Origin of the sequence: Pseudactinotalea terrae (assembly GCF_009733845.1) — a bacterium.
In the GTDB taxonomy this organism is placed as follows: domain Bacteria; phylum Actinomycetota; class Actinomycetes; order Actinomycetales; family Beutenbergiaceae; genus Pseudactinotalea; species Pseudactinotalea terrae.
Window position 1 is genome coordinate 431,112 of sequence record NZ_WNXZ01000003.1, and the last position, 15,116, is coordinate 446,227.

At 73.4% G+C, this 15,116-nt stretch carries 10 protein-coding genes; 7 read left to right on the forward strand and 3 right to left on the reverse strand.

Translation table 11 applies throughout. The annotated features are described in order from the left end of the window. The first annotated feature begins 3 nt into the window (after positions 1-3). Positions 4-3,228, forward strand: coding sequence for an ATP-dependent DNA helicase (locus GPA03_RS12820; protein WP_241681283.1), 3,225 nt, complete (start codon positions 4-6; stop codon positions 3,226-3,228). After that, positions 3,225-6,413, forward strand: a complete 3,189-nt coding sequence (locus GPA03_RS12825) for an ATP-dependent DNA helicase (RefSeq protein WP_156252388.1) — start codon at positions 3,225-3,227, stop codon at positions 6,411-6,413. Before GPA03_RS12820 ends, GPA03_RS12825 begins: the two co-directional genes overlap by 4 nt. Here GPA03_RS12825 and GPA03_RS12830 read toward each other — a convergent pair. Then, positions 6,403-7,560, reverse strand: coding sequence for a phosphotransferase (locus GPA03_RS12830; RefSeq protein WP_206673543.1), 1,158 nt, complete (start codon positions 7,558-7,560; stop codon positions 6,403-6,405). The genes GPA03_RS12825 and GPA03_RS12830 overlap by 11 nt on opposite strands. Before the next feature lie 149 nt (positions 7,561-7,709). Between GPA03_RS12830 and betC the strand changes: the two genes are divergently transcribed. Beyond that, entirely contained in the window at positions 7,710-9,206 is a 1,497-nt protein-coding gene (gene betC / locus GPA03_RS12835; protein ID WP_156252389.1) for a choline-sulfatase, read from the forward strand. 71 nt (positions 9,207-9,277) lie between these two features. After that, positions 9,278-10,198: an NAD(+) diphosphatase gene (gene nudC, locus GPA03_RS12840; protein WP_156252390.1), complete on the forward strand. Its 921-nt coding sequence runs from the start codon at positions 9,278-9,280 to the stop codon at positions 10,196-10,198. Here the strand turns inward: nudC and GPA03_RS12845 are convergent. Continuing rightward, complete coding sequence (locus GPA03_RS12845) at positions 10,190-10,447, reverse strand: mycoredoxin (RefSeq protein ID WP_156252391.1); 258 nt, start codon at positions 10,445-10,447, stop codon at positions 10,190-10,192. The two genes, nudC and GPA03_RS12845, sit on opposite strands and share 9 nt — an antisense overlap. Positions 10,448-10,541: 94 nt before the next feature. Between GPA03_RS12845 and GPA03_RS12850 the strand changes: the two genes are divergently transcribed. Both GPA03_RS12850 and GPA03_RS12855 read left to right on the forward strand, forming a co-directional pair. Then, positions 10,542-12,596 carry an ATP-dependent helicase gene (locus GPA03_RS12850; protein WP_156252392.1) on the forward strand — a complete coding sequence of 685 codons (2,055 nt, stop codon included), beginning with the start codon at positions 10,542-10,544 and terminating at the stop codon, positions 12,594-12,596. A 436-nt stretch (positions 12,597-13,032) separates the two neighbouring features. Next, positions 13,033-13,365 carry a WhiB family transcriptional regulator gene (locus tag GPA03_RS12855; protein WP_156252393.1) on the forward strand — a complete coding sequence of 111 codons (333 nt, stop codon included), beginning with the start codon at positions 13,033-13,035 and terminating at the stop codon, positions 13,363-13,365. A 10-nt stretch (positions 13,366-13,375) separates the two neighbouring features. On the opposite strand, the gene GPA03_RS12860 is transcribed toward GPA03_RS12855, so the two are convergent. After that, on the reverse strand, positions 13,376-14,437 hold the full coding sequence (locus GPA03_RS12860) for a hypothetical protein (protein WP_156252394.1): 1,062 nt from the start codon (positions 14,435-14,437) through the stop codon (positions 13,376-13,378). A gap of 127 nt (positions 14,438-14,564) precedes the next feature. Here GPA03_RS12860 and GPA03_RS12865 point away from each other — a divergent pair, with 127 nt between their 5' ends. Further along, a complete protein-coding gene (locus GPA03_RS12865; RefSeq protein WP_156252395.1) occupies positions 14,565-15,116 on the forward strand; it encodes a M48 metallopeptidase family protein in 552 nt (183 codons plus the stop codon).

Genomic DNA, 15,116 nt, shown 5'->3' on the forward strand with positions numbered 1-15,116 from the left:
GTGGTGACCCAGACCGCCGTCCCGGACCTGCTCGGGGGGACTGCCGAGCAGCTCATCGCGCTCGACGCCGATCAGCGCGGTGCTCGCGATGCGATCCTGGCGGGCGGGAACCACGTGGTCCTGGGCGCACCCGGCACCGGCCTGACCACGACCGCGCTCGAGACCTTCGTCGCGTGGAGCGCAGACCACCCGCCGGAGTCGGCGCTGCTGATGGTCCCCACCCGGCAGCGCGCGGGCCGGTTGCGCGACGAGCTCGCCCGCCGTCTCGACCGCACCACCGGGCAGGTGCTGGTCCGCACACCAGCCTCGCTCGCGTACGCCATCCTGCGGCTGCGCGCGAGCCACCGTGGCGAGCCGCCGCCCACGCTGGTCTCCGGTCCCGAGCAGGACACGGTGCTCGCCGATCTCATCGCCGGCCATCTCGGCGGCGAGGGCGTCCCGATCACCTGGCCCGAGCGGATCGGTCCCGAGACGCTGCGGCTGCCGGCCTTCCGCGCCGAGCTGCGCGACCTGCTCATGCGAGCGGCCGAGGCAGGGCTCGACGGCGAGGGCCTGGACGAGCTGGGCCGCCGCCACGACCGCCCCGAGTGGTGCGCGGCGGGGCGGCTGCTCGCCGAGTACGGCGACGTGATGACGCTGGGCGAGCTCACCCCCGATCGCGGTGCCCGCTACGACGCCGCCACGATCGTGGACCAGGCCGTCGTCGCGCTGCGGACCTGGGCCTCGGAGTTGTCGGAGGAGACCCGGCCACGCTGGTCGCTCGTCCTCCACGACGACTACCAGGATGCCACCCTCGCCACGGCGCGGCTGCTGACCGCTCTCGCCGATGACGGCGCCCGCGTCAGCGTTCTCGGCGACCCCGATCGCGGGGTCCAGGCCTTCCGCGGTGGGCAGCCGGCGTTGCTCGACGCCGCCACCCGGGCGTTCGGCTCGGTCGATGGTGGGCTCGGCGCGCAGGTGCACGTGCTCGGCACGAGCTACCGGCACGGGCCGCGGCTGCGTGAGGCCGTGCAGCGCCTCACGGCGATGCTCCCCGCGCTCGGAGAGGAGCGGCGCCGCCGAGCGGCGCCCGGAGCGCAGGAGGAGCCGCTGCCGGTCGAACCCGTCCGCCACCTGCTGCTGCCCACCGCTGCGCAGGAGGTCGCCGGCATCGCGCTCCAGCTGCGGATCGCGCACCTGCATCACGGGGTGCGGTGGTCCCAGATGGCCGTGATCGTGCGCACGGGCGCGCGGGTGGGGGAGATCCGGCGCGGCCTGCGCACCGCCGGGATCCCGCTCGCGGCAGCCACCCCCGACCGGCCGCTGCGCGAGGAACCGGCGGTCCGGCCGTTCCTCGTGGCGCTGCGGTGCGTCATCGACGACGAGATCGACACCGAGGCCGCAGCAGCCCTGCTGCTCTCGCCGCTCGGCGGGCTCGATGCCGTGTCGATGCGGTCGCTGCGGCGCGTGCTGCGGCAGCGCGACGGCGCCGGCACCCCCTCCGACGAGCTCCTCCCGCGGCTGTTCAGCAGCGACCGTGGCGACGACGCCCTCGACGACCTGCCGCCACGCCTGCACGCGGCGGCGACCTCGGTGGCCGCTGTCCTCGACGCCGGCCGTGCCGCCCTCGCGGAGGATCCGCGCAGCACCGAGATGGCACTGTGGGCGATGTGGGATGCCTCCGGGCTGGCCGAGGAGTGGCAGCAGCGGGCGCTCGCGGGCGGCGCCGCCGCCGATCGCGCCGATGCCGATCTCGACGCGGTGGTCTCGCTGTTCACGGCTGCCGAGCAGTTCACCGACCGCACCACCGGTGCCGACCCGAGCACGTTCCTCGCCCACCTGGCCACGCAGGACTTCGCGGCCGACACGCTGGCGGCTCGCGGTGAGGACTCCGAGACCGTCGTGGTCCACACCGCCGCGAGCGCAGCGGGTGGCGAGTGGGACCTGGTGGTCGTGGCGGGCGTCCAGGAGGACTCCTGGCCCGACCTGCGCATCCGCGACACGCTGCTCGGCGCGCAGCAGCTCGCCGACATCACCACCTCGCGCGACACCGGCCTCCGGCGTGACGACGACGCAGGCATGGCCGAGGTGCTCCGCTCGGCCCGGGCCGGCGTGCTCGCCGATGAGCTCCGGGCTTTCGTGGCCGCGTGCTCGCGCGCCCGTCGCGCGCTGCTGCTCACCGCGGTGCTCGACACCGACGCCCGGCCGTCCAGCTTCTACGAGGCGCTGCTGCCGCCGAGCACCGATGGGCTGGGTGGCACGACCGGGCTGCCGAGACTCACGTCGGTGACCGCCGCGCTCGACCTGCGCGGGCTGGTGGGCGAGCTCCGTGCGGAGCTGCACGGCCCGGACGAGCGGGCCGCGGCCGCGCTGCGCGTGCTCGAGCACCTGCGGCAGAACGGCGTCGAGCACGCCGACCCTGCGCGCTGGCCCGACCGGCTCGCACCCACCACGAGCGCGCCCGCCCACGATCCCGCGCAGGCCGTGCCGATCTCGCCGTCCGCCGTGGAGAAGGCCACCTCATGTCCCCTGCACTGGGCGCTGAGCACCGCCGGCGGCCGCAAGCCGAGCTCGCAGGCGCAGAACGTCGGCAACCTCATCCACGAGATCGCTGCCGAGCTCCCGCACGGCACCCACTCCGAGCTCCGGGCCGAGCTCGCGCGCCGCTGGCACGAGATCGGGCTCGATGACGCGTGGGTGTCGCGGCAGGAACGAGCCCGCGCCGAGGAGATGGTCCGGCGTCTCTCGGTGTATCTGGCCGACCACCCCGAGCCGGTCGACGTCGAGGCCGACTTCGATGTCGAGATCGATGTCGACGGCGGTCGTGCCCAGGTGCGGGGCCGCATGGACCGGGTGGAGCGCACGCCCGAGGGGCTGCGGGTCATCGACCTCAAGACCGGTGCGTCGCCTCCCACGGCCGAGCAGACGGCGAGGCACGCGCAGCTCGGGAGCTATCAGCTCGCCGTCGAGCACGGGGCGTTCGGGGATGCGCAGCCTCAGGGCGGCTCGCTGGTCTACCTCGGCACCGGGGCGCGCGGACCGGGGCTGCGGCACCAGAACCCGTTGCCGGCCGATGCCGAGCCGGGCTGGGCGCACGAGCTGATCGCCCAGACGGTGCGCACGCTCACCTCCGGTGAGTTCCCGGCGCAGCAGAACCCGATGTGCGGCTACTGCCAGGTGCGCACCTCGTGCCCCGTGCAGCCCGAGGGTGGCCGAGTGGTTCCCAGGGGGCGGGAGGGCCAGCGGTGAACGACGCCGTCGAGCAGGAGATCGCCTGGAGCGCCGCGCGGATCGCGGAGGTGACCGGGCAGCCGCCGCCCACCCCGGAGCAGGCGGCGGTGATCGAGGCGCCGCTGTCGCCGATGCTGGTGGTGGCCGGCGCCGGGTCGGGCAAGACCGCCACGATGGCGTCGCGAGTGGTCTATCTGCTGGCCAACGCCCTGGTGGAACCCGGCGAGGTGCTGGGGCTGACGTTCACACGCAAGGCCGCGGCCGAGCTCGCCGACCGGGTGCGCCGGCGCATCCGCGAGGTGCGCGCCGCGGGCGCCGAGATCGACGTCGAGGAACGACCGCGGATCGCGACGTACAACTCCTACGCGGGCGCGATCGTGCGCGACCACGCGCTGCGGCTGGGATTCCCACCTGACGCCACGCACATCGGCGACGCGGGCCGGTTCCAGCTTGCCGACGAGATCGTGACCAGCTGGGCCGGTGACATCGAGACCGGCTACAAGGCCAGCACGCTCGTCGATGGTGTGACGGCGCTCGAGGCGGAGCTCAACGAGCACGGCGTCGACCCGGCCACCGCGCGCCAGGAGATGGACGCCGTTGCCGAGGCGATCGAGGAGCTCCAGCCCACCAAGTCCTCCGACGCGTTCAGGGCCGCGGCCGCGCTCCGCACCCGCGCGCAGCTGATGGACCTGGTGTCCGCCTTCATCGAGCGCAAGCACGAACGAGGGTTGATCGACTTCGGCGAGGAGGTGCGGCTCGCCGCACGCATCGCCGCCGAGGTGCCTGAGGTCGGTCGCGCCGAGCGGGGCCGGTACCGGGTGGTGCTGCTCGACGAGTACCAGGACACCTCCATCGCCCAGGTCGCGCTCCTGTCCGCGCTGTTTCGCGGCGGCCACCCCGTGACCGCTGTCGGCGACCCGCACCAGGCCATCTACGGCTGGCGGGGTGCCGCAGCCGGCACGCTGTTCGACTTCCCGGCCACGTTCCACCACGCGAGCGGCGAGCCCGCGGCCACCGCGACACTGAGCACCGCGTGGCGCAACGATGCCGCGGTGCTCGACGCCGCCAACACGGTGGCCGCACCGCTGCGGGCCCAGGCCGCCGGCGACGTGCCGGTGCTGCAGACCCGCGAGGGGGCCGGCCCCGGGCGCGTGATCGCCCGATTCCTCGAGACGATCCCGGCGGAGGCGGAGGCGGTGGCGGACCACCTGCAGCGCGTGCGTGCGGCCGGCGAGCCCCCGAGCGCCGCGGTGCTGTGCCGCAAGCGCAGCCAGTTCGCCCCGATCGCGGCCGCGCTGGAGGCGCGCGGCATCCCCGTGCAGGTCGTGGGTCTGGCCGGGCTGCTGCACACGCCCGAGGTCACGGACATCTGGTCGGCGCTGATCGTCGTCCACGACCCGGGCCGCGGTGACGCGCTGATGCGGCTGCTGACCGGTCCCTCCGTGGACCTGGGCGCGAGCGACCTGCTCGCGCTGGGGGAGTGGGCGTCGGCGCAGGCCCGCACCCGGCGGCGCACCGATCGGCGGGAGGACGACCTGCCGGAGGCCGAGGCCCCGGCGGTCCGCGAACCCGCCGAGCTCGCCAGCATCGTGGAGGCGATCGACCAGCTGCCGCCTCCCGGCTGGCGGGACCCGCGGGGCCGGGAGCTCACCGGGGCCGCACGCTCGCGGCTGGCCAGGCTCGCCGGTGCGCTGCGCGCGCTGCGCTCGCTCAGCTACCTGTCCCTGCCCGAGCTCGTGACGACGGCCGAGCACGTGCTCGGGCTCGACATCGAGGTGGCGGCTCAGCGACCGGGTCCGGTGGGTGAAGCGCGCCGCAACCTCGACGAGCTCACCGCCGTCGCCTCCCGCTTCTCCGGAGACGCCGAGGACCGCAGCCTCGGCGCGTTCCTCGCGTGGCTCGACGCCGCCCTCGAGGAGGAGCGCGGCCTCGACGTCGCCGAGGCAGAGCCCGACCCGAGCGCGGTCCAGCTGATGACCGTCCACGCCTCCAAGGGTCTGGAGTGGGACGTCGTGGTGGTCCCGGGCCTCGTCGAGGGCACCTTCCCGACGACGGCCCCCACCAAGGCAGGTGCCCGCAAGGGGTCGGGATGGCTCTCGGGTGCCTCGACGCTGCCCTACGTGCTGCGTGGCGACCGCGCCCACCTGCCCGAGCTCGAGCTCGAGCTCGCTACCACCGCCAAGGAGCTCGGCGCGGTCATCGACGACTTCAAGGAGCGCGAGGGTGCGCGCGAGCTCACCGAGGAGCGCCGGCTTGCCTACGTCGCGCTCACCCGGGCACGCCAGGAGCTGTTGCTGCTCGGCTCGTTCTGGCGGGACGGCAAGAGCCTGGCGACGGCCTCGCTGTTCCTCACCGAGCTGATCGACGCCGGCGTGGTCGAGGTCGGGCCGGACTGGCCCGAGCGGCCCGCGCACGAGTCCAACCCCACCCATGATCAGGTGATCTCGGCACCCTGGCCCGCTCCGCCGTCGGCGGACAGGCTCGCCGGGCTGGCCGAGGTGAGCCCCTTGCAGGACGAGACCACCCGGCGCTGGTGGCACGACGCCGAGCTGCTGCTCGCCGAGCGTGACTCCTCGCTCGCCGTGGGCGCGGCCACGCCGGTGCACCTGTCGGCCTCGGCGATCGTGTCGCTCGGCGCCGACCGGGAGCGGTTCCTGCGGGATCGCCGCCGGCCGATCCCGCGCCGACCGAGCGTGGCGGCGCGGCGCGGAACCAGGTTCCACGCCTGGGTGGAGCAGCACTTCGGCACGCAGGCCCTGCTCGACACCGACGAGCTGCCCGGCGCCGACGACGCCGAGATGGGTGCTGAGCCCGAGCTCGATGCGCTGATCGCTGCGTTCCTCGCCTCGGAGTGGGCGCACCGGGTCCCGGTGATGGTCGAGGCCGACGTGGACACCCCGATCGCCGGGATGACTGTGCGGTGCCGCATCGATGCGGTGTTCGACGACGGTCCCGACCGGTACCACGTGGTCGACTGGAAGACCGGCCCGCCGCCCTCGGACCCCGACGACCTGCGCGCCAAGCGGCTGCAGCTGGTGCTCTACCGGCTCGCCTGGGCGCGGTACCGGGAGGTGCCGCTGGAGAACGTCCGAGCCTCGTTCCACCACGTGGCCGCGAACGTGACGATCGAGGCCGATGACGCCGACCCGAGCCAGGTCACCGAGGTGCTCGAGGAGCTGACGGCGGGTCGCGTCAGTCCCTGATCGGCAGCTCGCTCGTCGGGTTGTCGTCCGGGTGCGCTGCGTGCCCACGGGTGATGACGGGGCGGGTGCGTTCGCCCGAGCTGGGCTGGAACGACGGCGGTGCGTCGTCCGGCTCCTCCTCGCCCTGCTCGTCATCGTCCTGCTCGCCGTCGAGCGGCTCGGACTCCCGATCCCCGTCCTCGGCGCTGGGCAGCGGTGCCGGCTCCACCCGACCGATCGGCGGTGCGTCGGCCACGGCCGCGTCGAGCTCGCGGAGCATGTCGATCGCGTCCTCGATGACCTCGTCGGAGCGGATCCGCACGCCGTGCATCAGCCAACGGGCGACCGCCAGCTCGCCGGCGAGCGTGACGCGATGGCTGAACGCCTCGTCGAGCGCGCCGTCGCGTGCCTCGGCGTAGTGCTGCATCGCGGCGACAGCGGCTTCGGGCGAGGTGGTCGCGAGCAGCCAGGCGAGATCGTCGGCCGGATCTGCCACGCAGGCGTCGGACCAGTCGACGAACCCGACGACCTGCCGGCCGTCGACGAGGATGTGCTCACCCGCGAGGTCACCGTGGACCGGCGTGGTGGCGAACCGCCACAACGAGACGTCCTCGAGCGCGTGCTCCCAGCGGCGGAGCAGCCGCGTGGGCAGGTGTCCCGTGCGAGCGGCCTCGTCCACCTCGGCCAGCCGGCGCCGGCGGTAGCTGTCGGCGTCGTAGTCGGGCAGGCCCGCTGTGCGCACGACCGCGCCTGAGAGCCCGTGGAGCGCGGCGATCGCGCGGGCGACGTTGCGCAGCAGCGGGGAGTCGGGGCGCAGCGCCGCGGCGTCGAGCGGTCGACCCACGAGCTCGGGGTAGATCATCGCCCGGCCGCCCTCGGGCAGCGGCGCGAAGCCGGCGGGCCGAGGGACGTCGAACGGCAGCAGGCCCCGGTCCACGGCGTCGGCGAGCTCGCCGAGCAGAGCGACCTCGCCCTCCATGGCCGCACCCGCAGCGGCATGCCGCGGTGAGCGGACGATCCAGCGCCGGTCCTCGGAGTCCACGATGCCGACGACGTCGAAGTCAGCCCCTGGTTCGCGCGGCGGCTGCGTCGCGACAACGTCGAGGCCAGGTTTGGCGATCGTCGCGAGGGCAGCGAGGGCGAGCGGGGTGCGCGGTTGCTCGGGCACGGACCCAACCTACGGGCCCGCTCCGCGTCCGGCCCTGCTGACACGCCCCGGCTTGTGCGCACGGGCGAAGAGCGGCACCATGACATGGGAACGATCTCATAGCCGCCGAGACCCGAGTCCGGCGGCGGCTCGACCCGAGAAAGGGCACCGTGGCCCCCCACGCACCAGGCGGCGCTCCCGCGCAGCAGCCGAACATCCTCGTGATCATGGCCGACCAGCTGGTGCCGTTCCTGACCGGGCCCTACGGCGACCCGGTCGTGCGCACCCCGAACCTGGACCGGCTGGCCGCCCGGGGCGTCACCTTCGACGCCGCCTACACGCCCTACCCGCTGTGCGCGCCGGCACGCGCGGCGATGCTGACCGGCGAGCACGCCTCGTCGTTCGGCTGCTACGACAACGCCGCACTGTTCCCCGCCGACCGGCCCACGTTCGCCCACTACCTCGACGTGGCCGGCTACCGGACCGCCCTGACCGGGAAGATGCACTTCGTCGGCCCGGACCAGCGGCACGGTTTCGCGGAGCGCCTCAACCCGGACATCTTTCCTGCGGGGTTCGACTGGCTGCCCGAGGTGGACGCCGAGGGCCGGTTCCCGCGCGGCGGGCATGCCCATGACTACGTCCCACCAGCCGTGGGGGTCCGCACCTGGACGCGCTTCCTGGCCTACGACGAGGAGACCACCCACCACGCCGTCGACTTCATCCGGGAACGGGCGCTGGCGGCGAGTGCAGGCGAGGGCGCCCCGTGGCTGCTGGTGGCGTCGCTGCACAACCCGCACGACCCGTTCCAGGTGACGCAGCAGATGTGGGACGGCTACGCCGATGTCGAGGTCGAGATCCCCGAGCCGGAGCCGGACCTGCCCGTCAACGCCCTGGACCGCTGGCTCAACGAGGCCCACGACACGGGCGGCGTGGACCTGACCGACCCCGAGGCGCTGCGCGCGCTGCGACGCGCCTACTACGCCCTCGTCACCTACGTGGACACCAAGATCGGCGAGATGCTCGACGCCGTCGAGGAGACCGGGCAGGGCGCGGCCACCGTGGTGGTCGTGACCGCGGACCACGGTGACATGCTCGGCGAGCGCCGGATGGTGCAGAAGCGGTGCTTCTACGAGTGGTCCGTGCGGGTGCCGCTCCTGATCGCCCGTCCCGGTGAGAGGCTCGGACGGCGGTGTGCCGAGCCGGTCACGCTGGTCGACCTGGCCCCCACGTTGCTCGACCTGGCGCGAGTACCCGAGGCGAGCCGCACGCCGATGCACGGCGCCAGCCTCGTGCCGCTGCTCGACGGCGAGGCGTGGCACCGGGACGCCGTGTTCTCGGAGTACCACGTGGAGAAGGTGCACGCGTCGGGCTACATGGTCCGCTCCGGGACCTTGAAGTACGTGTACGTGCACGGCCACGATCGCCAGCTCTTCGACCTGGCAGCGGATCCGGGGGAGCGGCACGACCTGGCCGCGGACCCCGACCGAGCCGACGACGTGGCGCGGTTGCACGCGCTGCTGCTGGAGCAGTTCGACCCGGTCGCGCTGGCGGCGGCAGCCGCGGCCTCGGTGCGCCGCCGGGCCGTGATCCGCGACGCGATGTCCGCCACGCAGACCCGGTGGGACTTCGCCGGCGACCCGCCGTCAGCCTCCCGCTACGTGCGCTGAGCCGCCCGGTCGCGTGTCGGACCAGAGCGCGCTGCCCCGGCACCGCCCGCCACACGGCTTAGGTTGATCACGTGGATTCCGATGCGCTGCCGTTGAGCAGAGGCACTGTCGACCGTGACGCTCGTCGTCGGAGCGAGGGGATCGAGGCGATCCTCGCGGACCCGCGGCTGCGCGTGCTGCGCGTCCGGCTCGGCCGGGTCGCGGGTGACGAGCACGGCCTCGCTCTCGGTGCCGCCGTCGAGGCCGGCGCCGAGGCGGCGTACCTCGGGCGCGACGCGGAGGGCTGGAGCTATGTGGCCGATCTCGGCACCGGGCTGCCCGAGCCCGATCCAGGGCGAGCGCTCGACGACCCCCAGGGTCCGCCGTCGGGCATCAGCGTGCGCGACGTGGGCTGGCAGCTCGAGCCACGCGACGCGGGGCTGGCCGCCGCGGCGCTCGCGATGGCCAACTGGCATGGCTCGCACCGGTTCTGCCCCCGCTGCGGCGCCCCGACCACGATCGCGCTGGCCGGGTGGGAACGCCGGTGCGCGGCGGAGGGCAGCGCGCAGTACCCGCGCACCGACGCCGCGGTGATCATGGCGATCGTCGACGACGACGACCGGCTGCTGCTCGGGCACGGCGTCGCGTGGCCGGCGACACAGTTCTCCGTGCCGGCAGGGTTCGTCGAGCCCGGCGAGACGCTCGAGGCAGCGGTGCGACGCGAGGTCGCGGAGGAGACGGCGATCGAGGTGGGTGAGGTGACCTACCAGGGGTCGCAGCCGTGGCCGTTCCCCGCGTCGCTCATGCTCGGGTTCCGTGGCCGGGCGGTCACGACCGAGCCCCGGCCCGACGGCGTCGAGGTCACCGAGGCGATGTTCGTGACCCGCGACGAGCTGACCGAGCTGCTCACCGCGGGCACGATCCGGCTGCCGCGTCCCACCTCGATCGCGCACTACCTCATCCGCGACTGGTACGGCCGGGAGTGGCCGACCACGCCCTGGATCTCAGGCTGACAACCGCTGCTGGACCTGCTTCAGCGACGGGTTGGTGGCGGCCGAGCCGTCCGGGAAGAGCACGGTCGGCACGGTCTGGTTCCCGTCGTTCACCGACTCGACGAACGCAGCGGCATCGGGGTGCTGCTCGATGTTGACCTCGGAGTACTCGATGCCTGCGCCGCTGAGCTGTGACTTGAGGCGCTGGCAGTAGCCGCACCAGGTGGTCGAGTACATCGTGATGGTGCCGGGAGCGGGTGTGGTGCTCATGCCGGGAGCAACCAACCGACCGGGGTGGATGTTCCCGCCGCGGCTGTGGATCGCCGGGCGGTCATGTCGGTGCGGCCTGAGAGAATCGGCAACGATGTCGACAACCGCACCGAGCGCCTCACCAGGGGGCGCTCCACCCACCGCTGACGAGCTGCTCGCCGCGCTCGACCCGGATCAGCGCGAGGTCGCGAGCTCGCTGTCCGGACCGCTGTGCGTGCTCGCGGGGGCTGGCACCGGCAAGACCCGGGCGATCACCTACCGGATCGCGCACGGCGTCGTCACCGGGCGCTACGACCCCCGCCGGGTCCTCGCGGTCACCTTCACCGCTCGTGCGGCCGGTGAGATGCGCTCGCGGCTGCGGGATCTCGGAGTCGGAGCGGTGCAGGCCCGCACGTTCCACGCGGCGGCGCTGCGACAGCTCTCGTACTTCTGGCCCCAGGCGGTCGGGGGCGGTGTCCCCCGCATCGCGGAGCACAAGGCTCCGCTGATCGGTGAGGCCGCAGGGCGGCTCGGGCTGGCGGTCGACCGGATCGCGATCCGCGACCTCGCGGCCGAGGTCGAGTGGGCGAAGGTCAGCATGGTCACCCCCGACGACTACGTGCGTGCTGCCTCGGCGGCGGGGCGCACCGATGCCGCCGGTCACGACCTCACGACCGTGTCGCGGCTGCTCTCGGTCTACGAGGAGGCCAAGTCCGAGCGCGGCGTCATCGACTTCGAGGACGTGCTGCTGCTCACGGTCGGCATCCTGGCCGAACGGGAGGATGTCGCGGCGCAGGTGCGCACCCAGTACCGGCACTTCGTCATCGACGAGTACCAGGACGTCTCGCCGCTGCAGCAACGGCTCCTCGACCTGTGGCTCGGGGACCGCGACGAGATCTGCGTCGTCGGAGACGTCTCCCAGACGATCTACTCCTTCACCGGCGCGACGCCGCGCTACCTCACCGACTTCCGCCGCAGGCATCCCGAGGCAGCCGTGGTGCGGCTCGTGCGGGACTACCGCAGCACCCCGCAGGTGGTGCGCCTGGCCAACGAGGTGCTCGAGCGCGCCGGTCGGCACCGCAACGCTGCCGCGGTCGAGCTGATCGCCGGCCGCCCCTCCGGTCGACCGGTCGCCTTCGACACCTACGACGACGACGACGCCGAGGCGCGCGGCATCGCCACCAGGATCGCCGCGCTGCAGCGTGAGGGCGTGCCGGCCGCCGAGATCGCCGTGCTGTACCGGACCAACGCGCAGTCGCAGGTGTTCGAGCAGGCGTTCGCGCAGGCGGGTATCGGCTACCTGGTCCGCGGTGGTGAGCGGTTCTTCTCCCGTGCCGAGGTCCGTGACGCGATGGTGCTGCTGCGCGGCGCCGCGCGCGCGCAGCTGGACGGCACGATGCCCGAGCACGTGCGCGCGGTTCTCACCGGTGCGGGGTGGCAGCACGAGCCACCGGCCGCGCGCGGTGCCACACGCGAGCGCTGGGAGTCGCTGAACGCCCTGGTGCTGCTCGCCGACGAGATCGCCGCGAGCCGCGACGCCGACATGCAGGGCTTCGTCGACGAGCTGATCGAGCGGGCGGCGGCGCAGCACGCTCCCACCGTCGACGGCGTCACGCTCGCCTCCCTGCACGCCGCGAAGGGTCTGGAGTGGGACGCCGTGTTCCTCGCCGGCGTGAGCGAGGGCCTGCTGCCGATCTCGCTCGCCGAGGGCGACGACGCGATCGCCGAGGAACGCCGGCTGCTGTACGTCGGCATCACCCGGGCACGCGAGCACCTGACGCTCTCCTTCGCGCGGTCGCGCACCGCCGGTGGCCGCGGCAACCGCCGCCGTTCCCGTTTCCTCGACGGGATCTGGCCCGAGGCCAGCACCAGCGGTCGTCGCTCGACCAAGCACGCGCGAACCGGGGAGACCCGCACCGCGCTCGCCGCCCAGGATGTCGACCCCGAGCTCTACGAGCGACTCCGCAGCTGGCGGGCTCAGGTCGCCGGCCAGATCGACAAGCCGACCTTCGCGGTGCTCCACGACTCGACGCTGGTGGCGATCGCCGCGGCGCAACCGCGCGAGCTGCGCCAGCTCGCGATCCTCCGCGGGATCGGGCCCACGAAGATCGAGGCCTACGGAGCGCAGATCCTCGCCGTCGTGCGCGGTGACGAACCCACGCTGGAGTGACGCGACGCGCACCGATCGAGGGCGCGAAAAAGAATCTCGATAAATACCTTGGACCCCTCCGCAGCGGGGTGTAACGTCATGCCCGTTCTGTGAGTCGGACCTGGCCTAGCCAGCATGAGGGTCCCCGATCAAGAGGAGGTGGAATTCGCTGTGATGAATCTGATGAAGGCCTACGGCCCGTCGATCGCCCCACGCGGCGTCCTCTTCGATCGAGGTATCCGCAACAGGGGACTGGGCGCTCTGCCCATCCCCACGGGCGGCGCGGTCGATCAGACCCGTAGCGCCTCCACCGGCTCCGTTTCCTGACGCATCTCTCGCGATCAGCTGCGGAGCATCAGGCCCGCGGCTGACCCTCATCTTCGCCATCGATGGCGGGACGAGGTCGTTCAACCGCCGGCCAGACCGGCTGACCGAACGAGTGCCTCAGGAGCACCCCGTGAAGTACACATCAATCTTCGACACGATCTCTGGGTCGGCGACGAGCTGGCCGTCGCCCTCGGCGACCGCCGAGCCCGACCTCTCAGTTCCCTGCCAGGACCCCTCCAACCTCGAGCTGTGGTTCGCCGAACGAGGCGACGACGTCGAGCGAGCAAAGGCCATGTGCGCCGAGTGCCCCCTCAAGGCGTCGTGCCTCGAGGGCGCGATCGAGCGCGCCGAGCCCTGGGGCGTCTGGGGCGGGGAGGTCTTCATCGACGGCCGCGTGGTCCCGCGCAAGCGGGGTCGGGGCCGGCCGCGCAAGGACGAGGCCGCGCGCTGGAGCGCAGCGTGACCGGCTCGCGTCACGACCCGCCGTCGTGGTGCCCCACGGGTGCCACGGCGGCGTCGTCGTGCCCGGAGCGCGCCGGCGGCAGCGACAGCTGAGCGCATCCGCAGTCCGGGTGCACCGCCCACTCGCGGTAGCGGGGCAGCGGGTAGGTCGCGCTGACCTCGAGCGAGGTCCCCGCCACCAGCACGCCCCGGCCGTCGGCGACCGCGAGCACCTGGTGCGCCGCCAGCGCGGCACCGAGCCACGCGAGCGAGGTCTCCGTGCCCTCGGGTGGGCTGGTGGTGATCTGGGTGGCGACCGCCGGCCACCGGGGGTCCTCGTCCGTGCGGTGCAGGTCGAGGCACCGGAGGCACGGACCGTCACCGGGCCGCACCAGCGGCCCGATCACCACGTCGACCTCCCGCACCAGCACCGGCAGGTGGGCGATGTCCTCGCGCATCAGTGGTCGCGCTCGCACCGGGTCGACCGCGCCGTGCTGGACGAGCACCACCAGGTCGGGGTGGGCGCCCGCCGCTGCGCTCAGCGCCGTCATCGGCGAGGCGGACCGCAGCAGCGCGAAGGCTCGTTCCTGCCGCGGCAGGGCCAGGTCAGGCGGGCGGTAGCCCGCGACCCCCAGGTCGTCGAGCGTGACCGGCCGCGCGTCGTCGAGGACCACGGTGCCCACCCCGGCCTGGGCGAGGATCTGTGCGATCCGCAGCCCGAGCTGGTCGAGGCCGCTCACCACCACGTGAGCGGAGCGCCGGGAACGTGTCCGCTCGTGCCCTGCGACCGCGGCCAGGTGCCAGTAGCGATCATCCGAGGTGTCGTGCAGCGGCACGCCGTTCATCAGGTAGCCACGTTCCTCGAGCCGGTCCATGAGCGCGCGCACCGGCGCGCGACCGACCCCGAGGGTGCGGGCGTAGACGTTGAGCTCGGGCTCACCGCCGAGCCGGGGGAGCTGCTCCAGCAGGCTCTGCTGGATGGGGTCGAGGTCGTCGAGCACGACGGCGCAGCGTGGGTCGATCCCGACCTGTGACGTCCCGGGCTCGCGCCAGAGCACCCTCACGCCCGGTCGCAGGTAGCGGGCTGCTGGCATCTGGCGAGCGTGGCACGCAGCCGCCCGGGGTGCGAGGGTGCCCGTCCGATCTGTGGATGAACCGCGCCGGCCCACGGGCTGTGGATAGCGCGACGGGAGTGTCGGTGCCCGCTGCGATACTCGGCAGGTGCCCAGCTCACCCGCCCCCGAGATCGAGGTGCGCCGCAGCTCCCGCCGGCGGCGCACGGTGTCGGCGTTCCGCGAGAACGGCCGGCTGGTCGTCGCCATCCCCGCGCGGTTCACGCGCGCCGAGGAGGAGCACTGGGTCGCGGAGATGACCAAGCGGGTGATGGCCAAGGAGGTGCGTCGCCGTCCGAGCGATGACGATCTCGCCGCCCGCGCCGACCGGTTGGCTGCCACCTATCTGCCGCAGGGCGTCCGGCCCCGCTCGGTCGCGTGGGTGACCAATCAGGGCCGTCGGTGGGGGTCCTGCACACCGGCGCAGGGGACGATCCGGCTCTCCCACCGGCTGCAGGGGATGCCGAGCTGGGTCATCGACTACGTGCTGGTGCACGAGCTCGCGCACCTGGTGGTCAGCGGGCACAACCAGCAGTTCTGGGACGTCGTCAACCGTTACCCGCACACCGAGCGGGCGCGCGGCTTCCTGCACGGCATCTCGTACCGTGACGCCGAGAGCGATCCCGACGCGGACCCGGAGAGCGAGCCGGAGCTGGACTGA

Coding starts and splice junctions, on each gene's coding strand:
- GPA03_RS12845 (WP_156252391.1), bottom strand. CDS start 10,447: ATGAGCACCACACCCGCTCCCGGCACCATCACGATGTACTCGACCACC.
- GPA03_RS12850 (WP_156252392.1), top strand. CDS start 10,542: ATGTCGACAACCGCACCGAGCGCCTCACCAGGGGGCGCTCCACCCACC.
- GPA03_RS12860 (WP_156252394.1), bottom strand. CDS start 14,437: ATGCCAGCAGCCCGCTACCTGCGACCGGGCGTGAGGGTGCTCTGGCGC.